Genomic DNA, 14,959 nt, shown 5'->3' on the forward strand with positions numbered 1-14,959 from the left:
CGCGCCGTCCCCCCAGGAGCAACCCCGTGCCAGCCGCGCCGCCCGCCCCCGCCCCCGCCGCCGTCCAGGTGCCGGGTGGGACCACGGCGACCCAGGCGCTCAAGGACGCCGGGGTGCCGCTGAAGGGCCCCGACGCCGCGGTCGTCGTCCGGGTCGACGGGGAGCTCAAGGACCTCGCCTGGACCCCAGAGGTCGACACCGAGGTCGAGCCGGTCGTCGCCTCGAGCCCCGACGGCCGAGCAGTGATCCGGCACTCGACCGCCCACGTGCTGGCCCAGGCCGTCCAGGACCTCTTCCCGGGCACCCGGTTGGGCATCGGCCCGCCGGTGGAGAACGGCTTCTACTACGACGTCGACCCCGAGAAGCCGTTCACGCCCGAGGACCTGCAGGCCATCGAGAAGCGCATGCAGGCGATCGTCAAGGCGGGCCAGTTCTTCGCCCGCCGCGAGATCAGCGACGACGACGCCCGCGCCGAGCTCGCCCACGAGCCCTACAAGCTCGAGCTGATCGGGCTCAAGGGCGGTGCTGCCGACGCCGCCGAGGGTGCCGACGTCGAGGTCGGCGGCGCGCAGCTGACCATGTACGACAACCTCGACCCGCGCACCAAGGAGCGGGTCTGGACCGATCTGTGCCGCGGCCCGCACCTGCCGCGCACCTCGAGCATCCCGGCCTTCGCGCTCACCCGTGCCGCGGCCGCCTACTGGCGTGGCAGCGAGAAGAACCCGCAGCTGCAGCGGGTGTACGGCACCGCGTGGGAGTCCAAGGACGCCCTGAAGGCGCACCAGGAGCAGCTGGCCGAGGCCGAGCGACGCGACCACCGCCGGCTGGGCACCGAGCTCGACCTCTTCAGCTTCCCCGACCAGGTGGGCTCGGGCCTGGCCGTGTTCCACCCCAAGGGCGGGATCGTCCGGCGCGAGATGGAGAAGTACAGCCAGCACCGGCACGAGCAGGAGGGCTACTCCTTCGTCAACACCCCGCACATCACCAAGGGGCAGCTCTTCGAGACCTCGGGGCACCTCGACTGGTACGCCGAGGGGATGTACCCGGCGATGCAGCTGGACGAGGAGCGCGACAGCGAGGGCCACGTCCGGCGGCAGGGGCAGGACTACTACCTGAAGCCGATGAACTGCCCGATGCACAACCTGGTGTTCGACTCGCGCGGGCGCTCCTACCGCGAGCTGCCGCTGCGGCTGTTCGAGTTCGGCACCGTGTACCGGTACGAGAAGTCCGGTGTCGTGCACGGCCTCACCCGCGCCCGGGGTTTCACCCAGGACGACGCCCACATCTACTGCACCCCGGAGCAGATGGCCGGCGAGCTCGGCACGCTGCTGGACTTCGTGCTGGGCCTGCTGGCCGACTACGGCCTCACCGACTTCTACCTCGAGCTGTCGACCCGCAACCCGGAGAAGTCGGTGGGCACCGACGAGAGCTGGGAGCGGGCCACCGAGGCGCTGCGCAGGGCCGCCCTCGACTCCGGGCTCGAGCTGGTCCCCGACCCGGGTGGCGCGGCGTTCTACGGCCCCAAGATCTCGGTGCAGGTCAAGGACGCCATCGGCCGCACCTGGCAGATGTCGACCATCCAGGTCGACTTCAACCTGCCCGAGCGGTTCGGCCTCGAGTACACCGCGGCCGACGGCACCCGCCAGCGTCCGGTCATGCTGCACCGTGCGCTCTTCGGCTCGATGGAGCGGTTCTTCGGCGTCCTCACCGAGCACTACGCCGGCGCCTTCCCGGCGTGGCTGGCCCCCGTGCAGGTGGTCGGCATCCCGATCACCGACGAGCAGGTGCCCTACCTGACCGACGTCGCAGCACGGCTGCGCGCCCGCGGCATCCGGGTCGAGGTCGACGACTCCGACGACCGGATGCAGAAGAAGATCCGCACCGCCTCCAAGCAGAAGGTGCCCTTCGTGCTCATCGCCGGGGCCACCGACGCCGAGGCGGGTGCGGTGTCCTTCCGCTACCGCGACGGCAGCCAGCGCAACGGCGTCCCCGTGGAGGACGCCGTCGAGGCGGTCGTCGCGTGGGTGACCGAGCGGCGCAACGACGACCCCACCGGGGCGCCGTGAACCCCGACGAGGACGGCCCCGGCTCGGTCTTCGAGCAGCTGTGGACCCCCTACCGGATGGCCTACATCCGGGGTGAGAACAAGCCGACCGGCGACCACGACTGCCCGTTCTGCCTCATCCCCGCGATGAGCGACGAGGACGGCCTGGTCGTGGCCCGCGGGGAGACCGTGTTCGCCGTCCTGAACCTGTACCCGTACAACGCCGGCCACCTGATGGTGGTGCCCTACCGGCACGTACCCGACTACACCGACCTCACCGTCGCCGAGGTGGCCGAGCTGGGCGCGTTCACCCAGACCGCCATGCGCACCGTGCGGGCGGTCAGCGGGGCGCACGGGTTCAACATCGGGATGAACCAGGGGTCGGTGGCCGGCGCCGGCATCGCCGACCACCTGCACCAGCACGCGGTGCCGCGCTGGGGCGGGGACACCAACTTCATGCCGGTGCTCGGCCTCACCCGGGTGCTGCCGCAGGTGCTGCGCGAGACCCGCGGGCTGCTCGCGGACGCCTGGCCAGCGACGGGGCCGGCCGCCTGATGCTGGGGGTCAACCTCCGGCCCGCCGTGGCGCGGGTGTGGGCGCCGGTGGTGCGCACCCTGCTGCGGCTGGGGGTCACCGCCGACGCGATCACCGTGCTGGGCACCGTCGGGGCGGTCGCCTCCGCCGTGTTCGTCATCGGCAACGGCGTGCTGTTCTGGGGTGCCGCGGCCGTCACCGTCTTCGTGCTGCTGGACATGCTCGACGGCGCGCTGGCCCGGGCCCGCGGGGGCGGCTCGGTGTTCGGTGCCGTGCTGGACTCCACCGGTGACCGCGCCGCAGACGCGGCGATCTTCGCGGCGCTGGCGTGGTGGTTCTCCGGGCAGGGCGACAACCGCATGGTGGTCTGGCTGGCCCTGACCTGCCTCGTGCTGGGCGTGCTCACCTCCTACGTCAAGGCCCGGGCCGAGGGCATGGGGCTGACCTGCGACGTCGGCCTGGTCGAGCGCACCGAACGGCTGATCCTGGTGCTGGTGGGCACCGGGTTCACCGGCCTGGGCATCCCGTACGCCCTGCAGGTCTGCCTCTGGCTGCTGCTCATCGGCAGCACCATCACGGTCGGCCAGCGGTTCGCGGCGGTCTACGGGCAGGCGAAGGGGCGCACCCTCCGGTGACCGGGCTGCGCGACCGGCTGGTCGACGCCGGCTACGCGGCCGGCTGGGGAGCGGTCAAGGCGCTGCCCGAGCCGCTGGCCCGCACGGCCTTCGACCGCGCCGGCGCCCGGGCCGCGGGCCGCGACGGAACGGGCGTGCGCCAGCTGCGCGCCAACCTGCGGGTGGCCACCGGGCTCGAGGGCACCGAGCTCGACGCACTCACCCGCGATGCCCTCCGCTCGTACGCGCGGTACTGGCTGGAGGCCTTCCGCCTCCCCACCCTCGGCACCGGGCGCGTGCTGCGGGACACCACCGTGCCCGGTCGCGAGCACATCGAGGCCGCCCGGGTGGCCGGTCGGCCGATCGTGCTGGCCCTGCCGCACAGCGGGAACTGGGACGCCGCCGGGGTGTGGTTCGTCGACTGGCTGGGCGAACCGTTCATGACCGTCGCCGAGCGGCTGCGGCCCGAGCAGCTGTACCGGCGCTTCCTGGCCTACCGCGAGTCGCTGGGCTTCCGGGTGGTGCCGCTGACCGGTGGCGAGCGCCCCAGCTCGGCGCTGCTCACGGAGTGGTTGCAGGCCGGCCGGTCGGTCTGCCTGCTGGTCGACCGCGACCTGTCCGCGGCCGGCATCCCGGTCGACCTCTTCGGCCGCCGGAGCACCATGCCCGGGGGGCCGGCCCTGCTGGCCGCCCGCACCGGGGCGGTGCTGCTGCCCGTCGTCTGCACCTTCGACGGGCCCGGGTGGCGCCTGACGGTCCACCCCGAGGTCGACGTCCACGGCCCCGGCCGGCTGCGCGACCGGGTGCGCGCCGGCACGCAGGGCATCGCCGACGCCTTCACCCGCGGCCTCGCCGAGCGACCGGTCGACTGGCACCAGCTGGGCCGCGTCTGGGCCGACGTCCCACCCGACCCGCCCCGGGCGGGCCGGTGAGGATCGGCCTGGTCTGCCCGTACCAGTGGGACGTCCCCGGTGGCGTGCAGTACCACGTGCGCGACCTCGCCGAGACCCTGCGCGGGCTCGGGCACGAGGTCGAGGTGCTCACCCCGGCCGAGCACGAGGACAACCTGCCCGCCGAGCACGTCACCTGGGCCGGGCGGGCCAACCCGGTGCCCTACAACGGGTCGATGGCCAGCTGGCAGTTCGGCCCCGTGTCGGCCAACCGGGTGCGCCGCTGGCTGCGCGAGGGCCGCTTCGACGTCGTCCACGTGCACGAACCGGCGCCGCCGTCGGTGTCCCTGCTGGTGTGCATGCTCGCCGACGGGCCCATCGTGGCGACCTACCACGCCGCCGCGGTCCGCTCGCTGTTCCTCTCCGCCTGGGGTCCGGTCGTGCGGCCCTGGCTGGAGAAGATCTCCGGGCGCATCGCCGTCTCGGACTTCGCCCGCCGGTTGCAGGTCGAGCACCTCGGCGGGGACGCGGTGGTCATCCCCAACGGCGTGCACGTCGGCGCCTTCGCCGAGGGACCCGAGCTGGCGGGGTACCGACGGGGGAGCGCGACCCCGACCGTCGGCTTCCTGGGCCGCTACGACGAACCGCGCAAGGGCTTGCCGGTGCTGCTGGAGGCGATGCGCACCGTCGTCCGCGAGGTACCCGGTGCCCGGTTGCTGGTGGCCGGCCGCGGCGACCCCGACGAGCTGCACGCGCTGCTGGGGCCCGACCTCGAGCCGTCGGTCACGCTGCTCGGGGAGCTCACCGAGGCGGACAAGGCGGCGTTCCTGCGGGCGGTCGACGTCTACTGCGCCCCCAACCTCATGGGCGAGAGCTTCGGCATCGTGCTGGTGGAGGCGATGGCCGCCGGCGCCCCGGTGGTGGCCGCCGACCTCGACGCCTTCGCCCGCGTGCTCGAGGACGGCGCCGCCGGGGTGCTCGTGCGCCGCGGCGACGCCTCGGCGCTGGCCCGGGTGCTGGTCGACCTCCTCGGGTCCGCCGACCGCCGGGCCGAGCTGGCCGCGGCGGGCAGCCGACGTGCGGCGGACTACGACTGGGCGACGGTGGCCCAGCAGATCCTCGCGGTCTACGAGACGGTGGCGCCGGCGGGCGCCGGTCAGGTGACGGCGGGGGAGGACGACCCCGACGACGACCCCGCCGGTCCCGCCCGGGGCGAGTCCTTCCTCCCGCGGTGGCTGCGTCGAGGCCCCGCCGGCTGAGGCAGCGGTAGCGTCCTGCGGCGTGTCCCCTCCCGGCTCCACCCTCGTCGTGGTCGGGGTCGCCCTCCTCCTCCTGCTGGCCTGGGTCGCCTTCACGCTGACCCGGTTGCGCCGGCTCGACGGCCGGGTGACCCGGGCCTGGGACGTCCTCGACGGCGCCCTCGTCCGGCGCGCCGACCTCGCGGCGGCGGCCGTGCGCGAGCGCCCGGCCGACCTCGGGCCCGCCGGTGCCGCCCTCGCCGCCGCCGTGGAGCAGACCCGGCGCCCGCCCGGCGGGGACCGGGAGGGCGCGGAGAACGCGCTCGGCCGCGCCCTGCGCGACGTCCCCGTCGCCGACCCCGACCTCGAGGACGCCGGCTGGCGGGTCGGGCTGGCCCGGCGGTTCTACAACGACGCCGTGCGCGACACCCGTGCCCTGCGCCGCCGGCCGGCCGTGCGCGTGCTGCGGCTGCACGGGCGGCGGCCGGTGCCCCGCTTCTTCGACATCGACGACGGCCTGGACGCCGTGGTCGGGGCGGGGCCGACGACCGCGGGATGACACGCATCTAGCATTGGAGTGCCCACAACCGAACCACCGCTGCGAGGCCGAGCCATGTCCGAGAACGTCACCGCCGACGCCGACACCCCGAGCACCGGCACCGACCGCGTCAAGCGCGGCATGGCCGAGCAGCTCAAGGGCGGCGTCATCATGGACGTCGTCGACGCCGCGCAGGCCCGCATCGCCGAGGACGCCGGCGCCGTCGCGGTCATGGCGCTGGAGCGGGTGCCCGCCGACATCCGCGCCCAGGGCGGCATTGCCCGCATGAGCGACCCGGACATGATCCAGGGGATCATCGACGCGGTCTCCATCCCGGTCATGGCCAAGGCCCGCATCGGGCACTTCGTCGAGGCGCAGGTGCTGCAGTCCCTCGGCGTGGACTACATCGACGAGTCCGAGGTGCTCACCCCGGCCGACGAGGCGCACCACATCGTCAAGACCGGGTTCACCGTGCCCTTCGTCTGCGGCGCGACCAACCTGGGAGAGGCGCTGCGCCGCATCTCCGAGGGCGCGGCCATGATCCGCTCCAAGGGCGAGGCCGGCACCGGCAACGTCGTCGAGGCCACCCGGCACATGCGCGCGCTGCGCGCCGGCATCCGGGCCCTGGGCACCCTCGACGAGACCGAGCTCTACGTGGCGGCCAAGGAGCTGCAGGCGCCCTACGACCTGGTCGCCGAGGTCGCCCGCACCGGCAAGCTCCCCGTCGTCCTGTTCACCGCCGGCGGCATCGCCACCCCGGCCGACGCGGCGATGATGATGCAGCTGGGCGCCGAGGGCGTGTTCGTGGGCTCGGGCATCTTCAAGTCCGGCGACCCGGCCCAGCGCGCCGCGGCCATCGTGCAGGCCACCACCTTCCACGACGACCCGGCGGTCATCGCCAAGGTCAGCCGCGGGCTGGGCGAGGCCATGGTCGGGATCAACGTCGACACGCTGCCGGCCGACCAGAAGTACAGCTCCCGCGGGTGGTGAGCGCCCCGACCATCGGGGTGCTCGCGCTGCAGGGCGACGTCCGGGAGCACCGGGCCGTGCTCGAGCAGCAGGGCGCACGCACCGTCGCCGTCCGGCGGCCCGAGGAGCTCGAGCAGGTCGACGGCCTCGTGCTGCCGGGCGGGGAGTCCACGACCATCGCCAAGCTCGCCGACCGGTGGGGGCTGCTCGAGCCGCTGCGCGCCGCCCTCGGCGGCGGCCTGCCGGCGTACGGGTCGTGCGCGGGGATGATCCTGCTCGCCGACCGGCTCCTGGACGCCCCCGCCGACCAGCAGACCATCGGCGGTCTGGACGTCACCGTGCGCCGCAACGCCTTCGGCCGGCAGGTCGACAGCTTCGAGTCCGAGGTCGCGGTCCAGGGACTGGGCGGCCCACCCGTGCACGCGGTGTTCATCCGTGCGCCCTGGGTCGAGGAGGCGGCCGACACCGTGCAGGTGCTCGGCCGGGTCTCCGGCGGACCGGCCGACGGTAGGATCGTCGCCGTCCGCCAGGGCGACGTCGTCGCCACCAGCTTCCACCCGGAGCTCACCGGCGACACCCGCATGCACCGGTTCTTCGTCGAGCTGGTGCGCGAGCGGTCCTGACGGACTCCCGATCTGCGAGCGAGGAGACAGCATGAGCGGCCACTCCAAATGGGCGACGACCAAGCACAAGAAGGCCGGCCTCGACGCCAAGCGCGGCAAGCTCTTCGCCAAGCTGATCAAGAACATCGAGGTCGCGGCCCGCACCGGTGGCGGCGACGTCAACGGCAACCCGACGCTCTACGACGCCGTCCAGCGGGCGAAGAAGTCCTCGGTGCCGATCGACAACATCAACCGGGCGGTCAAGCGCGGCGCGGGCCTGGAGGCCGGCGGGGTCGACTACTCGACGATCACCTACGAGGGCTACGCCGCCGCCGGGGTCGCGGTGCTCATCGAGTGCCTCACCGACAACAAGAACCGCTCGGCCATGGAGGTCCGCACCGCCATGACCCGCAACGGCGGGTCCATGGCCGACCCGGGGTCGGTGTCCTACCTGTTCAGCCGCAAGGGCGTCATCGTCGTGCCGGCGGCCGGCACCACCGAGGACGACGTCATGCTCGCCGTCCTCGACGCCGGCGCCGAGGAGGTGCGCGACCTCGGCGACACCTTCGAGGTGGTCTGCGAGCCCACCGATCTGGTCGCCGTGCGCACCGCGCTGCAGGACGCCGGCATCGACTACGACTCCGCCGAGGCCGGCTTCGTGCCCAGCGTGCAGGTCGAGCTCGACGCCGACGGCGCGGCCAAGGTGTTCAAGCTGATCGACGCGCTCGAGGACTGCGACGACGTGCAGAACGTCTACGCCAACTACGACGTGTCCGACGAGGTCATGGAGACCATCGACGCCTAGCGGGAGGGCCCGGCGTGCCGCCGGGGGATCGACCCCTGCGGGGTCTACCCTCTCGAACACACGTTCGTCCGAGGGGGAGCCATGCGCGTGCTGGGCATCGACCCGGGGTTGACCCGGTGCGGGTGGGGCGTGGTCGACGGACGCCCCGGTGCCCGGCCGACCGCGGTGGGGGTGGGCGTGGTCCGCAGCGACCACACCCTGGCCCTGGAGCTCCGGCTGCTCGAGCTGCACACCGCGATCACCGCGCTGCTGCGCGAGCACCGGCCCGACGTCGTCGCCGTCGAGCGGGTCTTCCAGCAGAACAACAAGGGGACGGCGACGGGTACCGCCCAGGCCGCCGGTGTCGCCGCCCTCGCCGGGGCGCAGGCCGGGCTCGCCGTGCACTGGCACACCCCGAGCGAGGTCAAGGCCGCCATCTCCGGCAGCGGCCGGGCCGACAAGGAGCAGGTCACGCTGATGGTCACCCGGGTCCTCGGGCTCGACACCCCGCCCAAGCCGGCCGACGCCGCCGACGCGCTGGCCCTCGCGGTCTGCCACGTCTGGCGCGGGCCGACCCAGCAGCGGCTGCGGGTCGCCGCGCTCGCCACCGGGGCCGGGGCCGCTCCCGCCCCGCTGTCGGTGGCCACCCGGTCGGCCGTGCGTCCCAGCCGCTGGCAGGGCATCGGGAGCGGTCGGTGATCGCCAGCGTCGCCGGCCGGGTCGCCGCGGTGAGCCCCGACGGCGCGGTGGTCGAGGTCGGGGGGATCGGTCTGGCGGTGCAGTGCACGCCCGGCACGATCGCCCGGCTGCAGGTGGGGGAGTCGGCCCGGTTGGCGACCAGCCTGGTCGTCCGCGAGGACTCGCTCACCCTGTATGGCTTCGCCGACGACGACGAGCGGCAGCTGTTCGAGCTGCTGCAGACCGCCAACGGCGTGGGTCCCCGGCTGGCCCAGGCCGTGCTGGCCATCCACGCCCCCCGCGAGGTCCGTCGTGCGGTGAGCACCGGTGACCTCAAGGCCCTCATGCAGGTGCCCGGCATCGGCAAGAAGGGCGCCGAGCGGCTGGTGCTCGAGCTGCGCGACCGGCTGGGCGTGTCCGCAGGCGACGTCAGCCTCGACGCCGTCGCGGCGGCCGCCGGTGCCACCGGCTCGACCGTCGCCCCCGTGGCCCCGTGGCGGGACCAGCTCACCACCGCGCTGGTCGGCCTGGGCTGGTCGGTGCGCGAGGCCGAGGGCGCGCTGGACAAGCTCGCCCCCGTGGTCGACGAGCAGATCAGCGCCACCGGCTCGGTCGACGTCGCCATCCTGCTGCGGCAGGCCCTCCGTCTCCTGGGTCGATCGTGAGGGGTCGGTCGTGAGCGAGTCCGACGCCTCGCCCTGGGCCGGCGACGAGGAGCGGGTCGTCGAGTCGGCACTGCGCCCGCACTCGCTGGCCGAGTTCGTCGGCCAGCCCAAGGTCGCCCGGCAGCTGGACCTCGTGCTCGAGGGCGCCAAGCGCCGGGGGCGGCCCCCGGACCACGTGCTCCTGTCCGGTCCGCCGGGGCTGGGCAAGACCTCGCTCGCGCTGATCATCGGCTCCGAGCTGGGCACCTCGGTGAAGATCACGTCGGGCCCGGCCATCGAGCGCTCCGGTGACCTCGCAGCGATGCTGTCCAACCTCGCCGAGGGCGACGTCCTGTTCATCGACGAGATCCACCGCATCGCCCGGCCCGCCGAGGAACTGCTGTACATGGCGATGGAGGACTTCCGGGTCGACGTCGTCGTCGGCAAGGGGCCCGGCGCCACCGCCATCCCGCTGGAGATCTCGCCGTTCACCCTGGTCGGCGCGACCACCCGCGCCGGGCTGCTCACCGGCCCGCTGCGCGACCGCTTCGGGTTCGTCGGGCAGATGGAGTTCTACTCGACCGAGGACCTGCAGTCGGTGCTGCGCCGCAGCGCGGACCTGCTCGGCGTCGCCATCGACACCGCGGGCTCGGCCGAGATCGCCTCGCGCTCGCGCGGCACCCCCCGCATCGCCAACCGGCTGCTGCGCCGGGTGCGCGACTACGCCGAGGTGCGCGCCGACGGCCGCATCACCGAGCCGGTGGCCCGTGCGGCGCTGGCGCTCTACGACGTCGACGAGCTGGGCCTGGACCGCCTCGACCGCGAGGTGCTGCACGCGCTGGTCGTGAAGTTCAACGGCGGCCCGGTCGGTGTGGCGACGCTGGCCGTGGCGGTGGGCGAGGAGCCGCACACCGTCGAGGAGGTGTGCGAGCCCTTCCTCGTGCGCGCCGGCCTGCTGGCCCGCACCCCCCGCGGGCGGGTCGCGACCGAGGCCGCCTGGGCCCACCTGGGGCTCCCGGTGCCCGAGGGCCTGTGGTTGCGCGGGGGCATGCCGCAGGGCGCGTCCGGCGACCAGGCTGCACCCCCCACCCTGTTCGACGCCTAGACTCCTCCGCGCTGGTGCGCCCACCTCTGGGTGGCGCGTGCCCTGCGCCGGTCGCGCCCACGGGTGCGCCGCAGCCGACGTCCCCGACGCGGTCGCCAGGCGGCGACCGCACAACCGCGCCGACCGGGTGCGGTGGAGAGGCACGACAACCGTGGAGCAGTTCTTCCCGCTCATCCTGCTGGTGCTCGCGTTCGCCCTGCTCATCGTGCTGCCGGCCCGGCAGCGCAAGAAGATGGCGGCCAACGCGCAGGCCCTCCAGGAGCAGCTGGCCGTGGGTGTCCCGGTCATGCTGACCAGCGGCCTGCACGGCACGGTCGCCGCGCTGGGCGAGGGCACCGTCGACATCGAGATCGCCCCCGGTGTGGTCGCCACCTTCGCCCGCCCGGCCGTCATGGAGGTCCGCACGCCGAACGGCGCGGTGCTCGACGCCCAGGCCGGCGAGGTCGTGCCGCCCGCCGACGAGCGCACGGGCACCGACGGCGACGACACCACCGACCGCAGGAACTGACATGGCATCGCGCCAGCTCCCGGCGTCCCGCTACTTCGGGGCGTTCGTCCTGATCGTGGCCGTCATGTACGGCCTCATCTTCTTCACCGGCTCGCAGCGCACCCCGCAGCTGGGCCTGGACCTGCAGGGCGGCACCACGGTGACGCTCACCGCGCAGGTTCCCGGTGGCGGCACGCCCAGCCGCGAGGACCTCGAGCTGGCCCGGCAGATCATCGAGCAGCGGGTCAACGGCCTCGGCGTCGCCGAGGCCGAGGTGGTCACCGAGGGCGACTCGAACATCGTCATCTCGGTGCCCGGTGAGGACGGCGACCAGGCCCGCGAGCTGGGGCAGACCGCGCAGCTGCGCTTCCGACCGGTGGTCCAGGGCCCGGAGGCGGCCGGCGCGGCCGCCCCCACCGACCCCGCCGCCACCGACCCTGCATCGACCGACCCGGCATCGACCGACCCGGCATCGACCGACCCTGCCGCGACCGACCCGGCGGCCACCCCCACGGCCGACCCGTCGGCGGCGCCGACCAGCGCCGCGCCGGCCAGCAGCGCGCCGGCGCCGGACTCGCTCGCCGCCGACGACTCCACGTCCGCCGCCCCGACCTCCCAGGCGCCGACCTCGGCGGCCCCGACCTCCGGTTCGGGCGGGGACGGCGGCGCGGCACCCGCACCCGTCAGCCAGGAGCAGGCCGCGGCCGAGTACGCCACGCTGACCTGCTCGACCGACGAGAACGCGGCCGCCGACGTCGACCTGCCCGAGTCCTACCTGGCCGCCTGCTCCGAGGACGGCACCGCCAAGTACCTGCTCGGCCCGGCGGTCATCGAGGGCACCGACGTGACGTCGGCCAGCGCCGGCACGATGCAGCAGACCGGCGAGTGGATCGTCACGGTCGACTTCAACTCCTCGGCGTCGTCGACCTGGGCCGCCTACACCGCGCAGGCGGCCGCCGCCCGCAGCGCGGTGGCCATCGTGCTCGACGGCCGGGTGGTCTCCGCCCCGACGGTGCAGAGCGCCATCACCGGCGGCAGCACGCAGATCACCGGCAGCTTCACCCAGACCGACGCCGAGACGCTGGCCAACCAGCTCGAGTACGGCGCCCTGCCGCTGACCTTCACCCAGGCCACCGCGCAGACCATCACCACCGAGGTCGGCGCCGAGCAGTTGCGGGCCGGCCTCATCGCCGGCGCGATCGGCGTCGCCCTGGTGTTCCTCTACGCCCTGCTCTACTACCGCGCGCTGGGTCTGGTGATGATCGCCAGCCTCGTGCTGTCCGCGGTGGTCGTCTACGCCAGCCTCGTGCTGCTCGGCCGGGAGATCGGGTTCACCCTGAGCCTGGCCGGCATTGCCGGGTTCATCGTCAGCATCGGCATCACGGCCGACTCGTTCGTCGTCTACTTCGAACGGCTCAAGGACGAGATCCGCGAGGGCCGCACGCTGCGCAGCGCCGTCCCGCGGGCCTGGGTACGCGCCCGGCGCACCATCCTGTCGGCCGACGCGGTCAGCTTCCTGGCCGCCGCGATCCTCTACGTGCTCGCCATCGGCGACGTGAAGGGCTTCGCGTTCACCCTGGGTCTGTCCACGGTGCTCGACCTCATCGTGGTCTTCCTCTTCACCCACCCGCTCATGGCGGTGCTGAGCAGGTTCAGGAGCTTCGGCTCCAGCCGGTTCTCCGGCCTCGGCCGGGTCGACGTCACGCGCCGGGCAGCGTCCACGCCGCTGCCCGGGGCGCGTCCGGACAAGCGCGCGAAGGCCACCTCGGGCAGCTCGGCGTCGACATCGGCGGCCGGCAGCGACACCAGCGACAGGAGCGACCGATGACCGGGACCCCCCGCGACGGCGAGCCGACCCCCGAGGTCGACCTCGGCGCCGGCGCCGTGGACGCCTCGACCGAGGACGCCGACGTCCGTCGCGACGCCGCGGCGGACGCCGACGACGACGCGCTGGCCGACGCCGGGCTGCCCGCGGAGGGCGAGGCCCCCACCCCGGCGGCGGGCCCGAAGAAGGCGTCGCTGGCGCACCGGCTCTACAACGGCGAGGCCGGGCTCGACGTCGTCGGCCGCAGCCGGTTCTGGTACAAGGTCACCGCGGTCGTGGTGCTGGTCTGCATCGCGTCGATGGTCTTCCGCGGGTTCAACTTCGGCATCGACTTCGAGGGCGGCAACAGCTTCCGGGTGCCGGCCACGTCGGCCGAGCTGACCCAGGTCCGCGAGGCGGCCGAGGAGGCAGGCGCGCAGGTCAGCACCGCGCAGATCGTGGGCGGCAACACCGTCCTGCTGCGCACCGGGGCGCTGGACAACGCCGGTGAGGCCACCGTGGCCGCGGCGGTCGCCGACGCCGCCGGGATCCAGCCGTCGGAGGTGACGGTGGAGTCCGTCAGCGCCGACTGGGGCAGCGACATCACCGACCAGGCGCTCATCGCCCTGGTGGTGTTCCTCGTCGCGGTCGTGCTGTTCCTGGCCGTCCGGTTCCAGCCCAAGATGGCGGTGGGCGCCATCGCCGCCCTCGTCCACGACATCGTGCTCACCGCCGGCGTCTACTCGCTGGTGGGGTTCGAGGTCACGCCGTCAACGGTGATCGGGTTCCTCACGATCCTCGGGTTCAGCCTCTACGACACCGTGGTGGTGTTCGACAAGGTCGACGAGAACGTCAAGGACCTGGAGAAGGGCGCCCGCATGACCTGGGGCGAGGCGGCCAACCTCGCGGTCAACCAGACGCTCATGCGCTCGATCAACACCTCGGTCATCGCGCTGCTGCCCGTGCTCGGCCTGCTCGTCGTCGGCGTCGGCCTGCTGGGCGTCGGCACGCTCCAGGACCTCGCGCTGGTGCTGACCGTCGGCCTGGCCGCCGGCACCTACAGCTCGATCTTCCTGGCCACCCCGATCCTCGCCGATCTGAAGGCGCGCGAGCCCGGCGTCCAGGCGCTGCGCAAGCGGGTGCTCGCCCGCCGCGCAGCGGACGCCCGCTCGGCCGGCGCCGTGGCGGCCGGACCGGTGGCGAGCGCCCGGCGGGCCCGCCCGGCCCGCGCGGCCGTGGCCGTCGCCGACCGCGAGGAGCTGCCCGAGCGACCCGAGGCCGTGGAGCAGGTCGAGTCGCCGGCGTCGGTGACCCGCACGGTCGCCGCGCCGAGGCCCGGCGCCCGGCCCCGGCGACCCGGGGGTGGCAAGCGCCGATGACCGAGCCCCCGATCGACGAGGTCATCGCCGCGATCGCGGTCGACATCCCGGACTTCCCCGAGCCCGGGGTGGTCTTCCGCGACCTCACGCCGGTCTTCGCCGACGCCGGTGCCTTCCGGCGGGTCGTCGAGGCCATCGCCGGCTCGGTGCTGGAGGACCCGCGGGTCGGCGCCCTCGGCGCCGGTCCCGGCGACCGCGGCTTCGACGTGGTCGCCGGGGTGGAGGCCCGCGGGTTCCTGCTGGCCTCGGCGGTCGCGCTGGCGGCCGGCACCGGCGTCGTGCCGGTGCGCAAGGCCGGCAAGCTGCCCCGTGCGCGGGTGTCGGCCGACTACGCGCTGGAGTACGGCACCGCCACCCTCGAGCTGCACACCGACTCCGTGGCCCCGGGCCAGCGGGTGCTGCTGGTCGACGACGTGCTCGCCACCGGCGGCACGCTGGAGGCCGCCGCGGGGCTCGTCGAGCAGGTGGGCGGCATCGTCACCGCCATCTCCGTCGTGGTCGAGCTGCCCGCGCTCGGAGGACGCGAGCGGCTGCGGCCGCACACCGTGCACACCCTCTGGACGACGTGAAGCCCTTCACCCTCCCGGGCGGTCCGCAGGCCGGGGGGCGTGGCTAGCATGGTGGGGGTCCCGTCCCGCTAGGACCAGGA

The 14,959-nt window shown here is 74.1% G+C and carries 16 protein-coding genes; all 16 read left to right on the top strand.

Features of this window, described 5'->3' with window-relative positions; genetic code table 11:
• Positions 1-26: 26 nt before the first annotated feature.
• The 16 genes from thrS to BLP29_RS11830 all read left to right on the top strand — a co-directional run bounded on the left by thrS (position 27) and on the right by BLP29_RS11830 (position 14,879).
• Positions 27-2,066, top strand: coding sequence for a threonine--tRNA ligase (gene thrS / locus BLP29_RS11755; protein ID WP_092804391.1), 2,040 nt, complete (start codon positions 27-29; stop codon positions 2,064-2,066).
• Complete coding sequence (locus BLP29_RS11760; protein WP_243469891.1) at positions 2,063-2,599, top strand: HIT family protein; 537 nt, start codon at positions 2,063-2,065, stop codon at positions 2,597-2,599. The genes thrS and BLP29_RS11760 overlap by 4 nt, the downstream gene beginning before the upstream one ends.
• Positions 2,599-3,213, top strand: a complete 615-nt coding sequence (pgsA, locus tag BLP29_RS11765; RefSeq protein ID WP_092804394.1) for a phosphatidylinositol phosphate synthase — start codon at positions 2,599-2,601, stop codon at positions 3,211-3,213. Before BLP29_RS11760 ends, pgsA begins: the two co-directional genes overlap by 1 nt.
• Positions 3,210-4,124: a phosphatidylinositol mannoside acyltransferase gene (locus BLP29_RS11770; RefSeq protein ID WP_207798442.1), complete on the top strand. Its 915-nt coding sequence runs from the start codon at positions 3,210-3,212 to the stop codon at positions 4,122-4,124. Before pgsA ends, BLP29_RS11770 begins: the two co-directional genes overlap by 4 nt.
• Positions 4,121-5,341, top strand: a complete 1,221-nt coding sequence (locus BLP29_RS11775) for a glycosyltransferase family 4 protein (protein ID WP_092804397.1) — start codon at positions 4,121-4,123, stop codon at positions 5,339-5,341. The genes BLP29_RS11770 and BLP29_RS11775 overlap by 4 nt, the downstream gene beginning before the upstream one ends.
• A gap of 22 nt (positions 5,342-5,363) precedes the next feature.
• Positions 5,364-5,879: a LemA family protein gene (locus tag BLP29_RS11780; protein ID WP_092804400.1), complete on the top strand. Its 516-nt coding sequence runs from the start codon at positions 5,364-5,366 to the stop codon at positions 5,877-5,879.
• Positions 5,880-5,933: 54 nt separating this feature from the next.
• A complete protein-coding gene (pdxS, locus tag BLP29_RS11785; protein ID WP_092804403.1) occupies positions 5,934-6,848 on the top strand; it encodes a pyridoxal 5'-phosphate synthase lyase subunit PdxS in 915 nt (304 codons plus the stop codon).
• A complete protein-coding gene (pdxT, locus tag BLP29_RS11790; protein ID WP_092804901.1) occupies positions 6,845-7,450 on the top strand; it encodes a pyridoxal 5'-phosphate synthase glutaminase subunit PdxT in 606 nt (201 codons plus the stop codon). The genes pdxS and pdxT overlap by 4 nt, the downstream gene beginning before the upstream one ends.
• Positions 7,451-7,481: 31 nt before the next feature.
• Positions 7,482-8,234, top strand: a complete 753-nt coding sequence (locus tag BLP29_RS11795) for a YebC/PmpR family DNA-binding transcriptional regulator (protein WP_092804406.1) — start codon at positions 7,482-7,484, stop codon at positions 8,232-8,234.
• 81 nt (positions 8,235-8,315) lie between these two features.
• Positions 8,316-8,912, top strand: coding sequence for a crossover junction endodeoxyribonuclease RuvC (gene ruvC, locus BLP29_RS11800; protein WP_092804409.1), 597 nt, complete (start codon positions 8,316-8,318; stop codon positions 8,910-8,912).
• Positions 8,909-9,556, top strand: coding sequence for a Holliday junction branch migration protein RuvA (ruvA, locus tag BLP29_RS11805; protein ID WP_092804412.1), 648 nt, complete (start codon positions 8,909-8,911; stop codon positions 9,554-9,556). The genes ruvC and ruvA overlap by 4 nt, the downstream gene beginning before the upstream one ends.
• 10 nt (positions 9,557-9,566) lie before the next feature.
• Positions 9,567-10,640, top strand: a complete 1,074-nt coding sequence (gene ruvB / locus BLP29_RS11810; protein WP_092804415.1) for a Holliday junction branch migration DNA helicase RuvB — start codon at positions 9,567-9,569, stop codon at positions 10,638-10,640.
• A gap of 151 nt (positions 10,641-10,791) precedes the next feature.
• Complete coding sequence (gene yajC / locus BLP29_RS11815) at positions 10,792-11,148, top strand: preprotein translocase subunit YajC (RefSeq protein WP_092804418.1); 357 nt, start codon at positions 10,792-10,794, stop codon at positions 11,146-11,148.
• A 1-nt stretch (position 11,149) separates the two neighbouring features.
• Positions 11,150-12,955, top strand: coding sequence for a protein translocase subunit SecD (secD, locus tag BLP29_RS11820; protein WP_092804421.1), 1,806 nt, complete (start codon positions 11,150-11,152; stop codon positions 12,953-12,955).
• A complete protein-coding gene (gene secF, locus BLP29_RS11825) occupies positions 12,952-14,310 on the top strand; it encodes a protein translocase subunit SecF (protein WP_092804425.1) in 1,359 nt (452 codons plus the stop codon). The genes secD and secF overlap by 4 nt, the downstream gene beginning before the upstream one ends.
• Entirely contained in the window at positions 14,307-14,879 is a 573-nt protein-coding gene (locus tag BLP29_RS11830) for an adenine phosphoribosyltransferase (RefSeq protein WP_092804428.1), read from the top strand. Before secF ends, BLP29_RS11830 begins: the two co-directional genes overlap by 4 nt.
• The last annotated feature ends 80 nt before the right edge of the window (positions 14,880-14,959 follow it).

This window comes from Klenkia marina (assembly GCF_900101025.1).
Classification (GTDB): Bacteria; Actinomycetota; Actinomycetes; order Mycobacteriales; family Geodermatophilaceae; genus Klenkia; species Klenkia marina.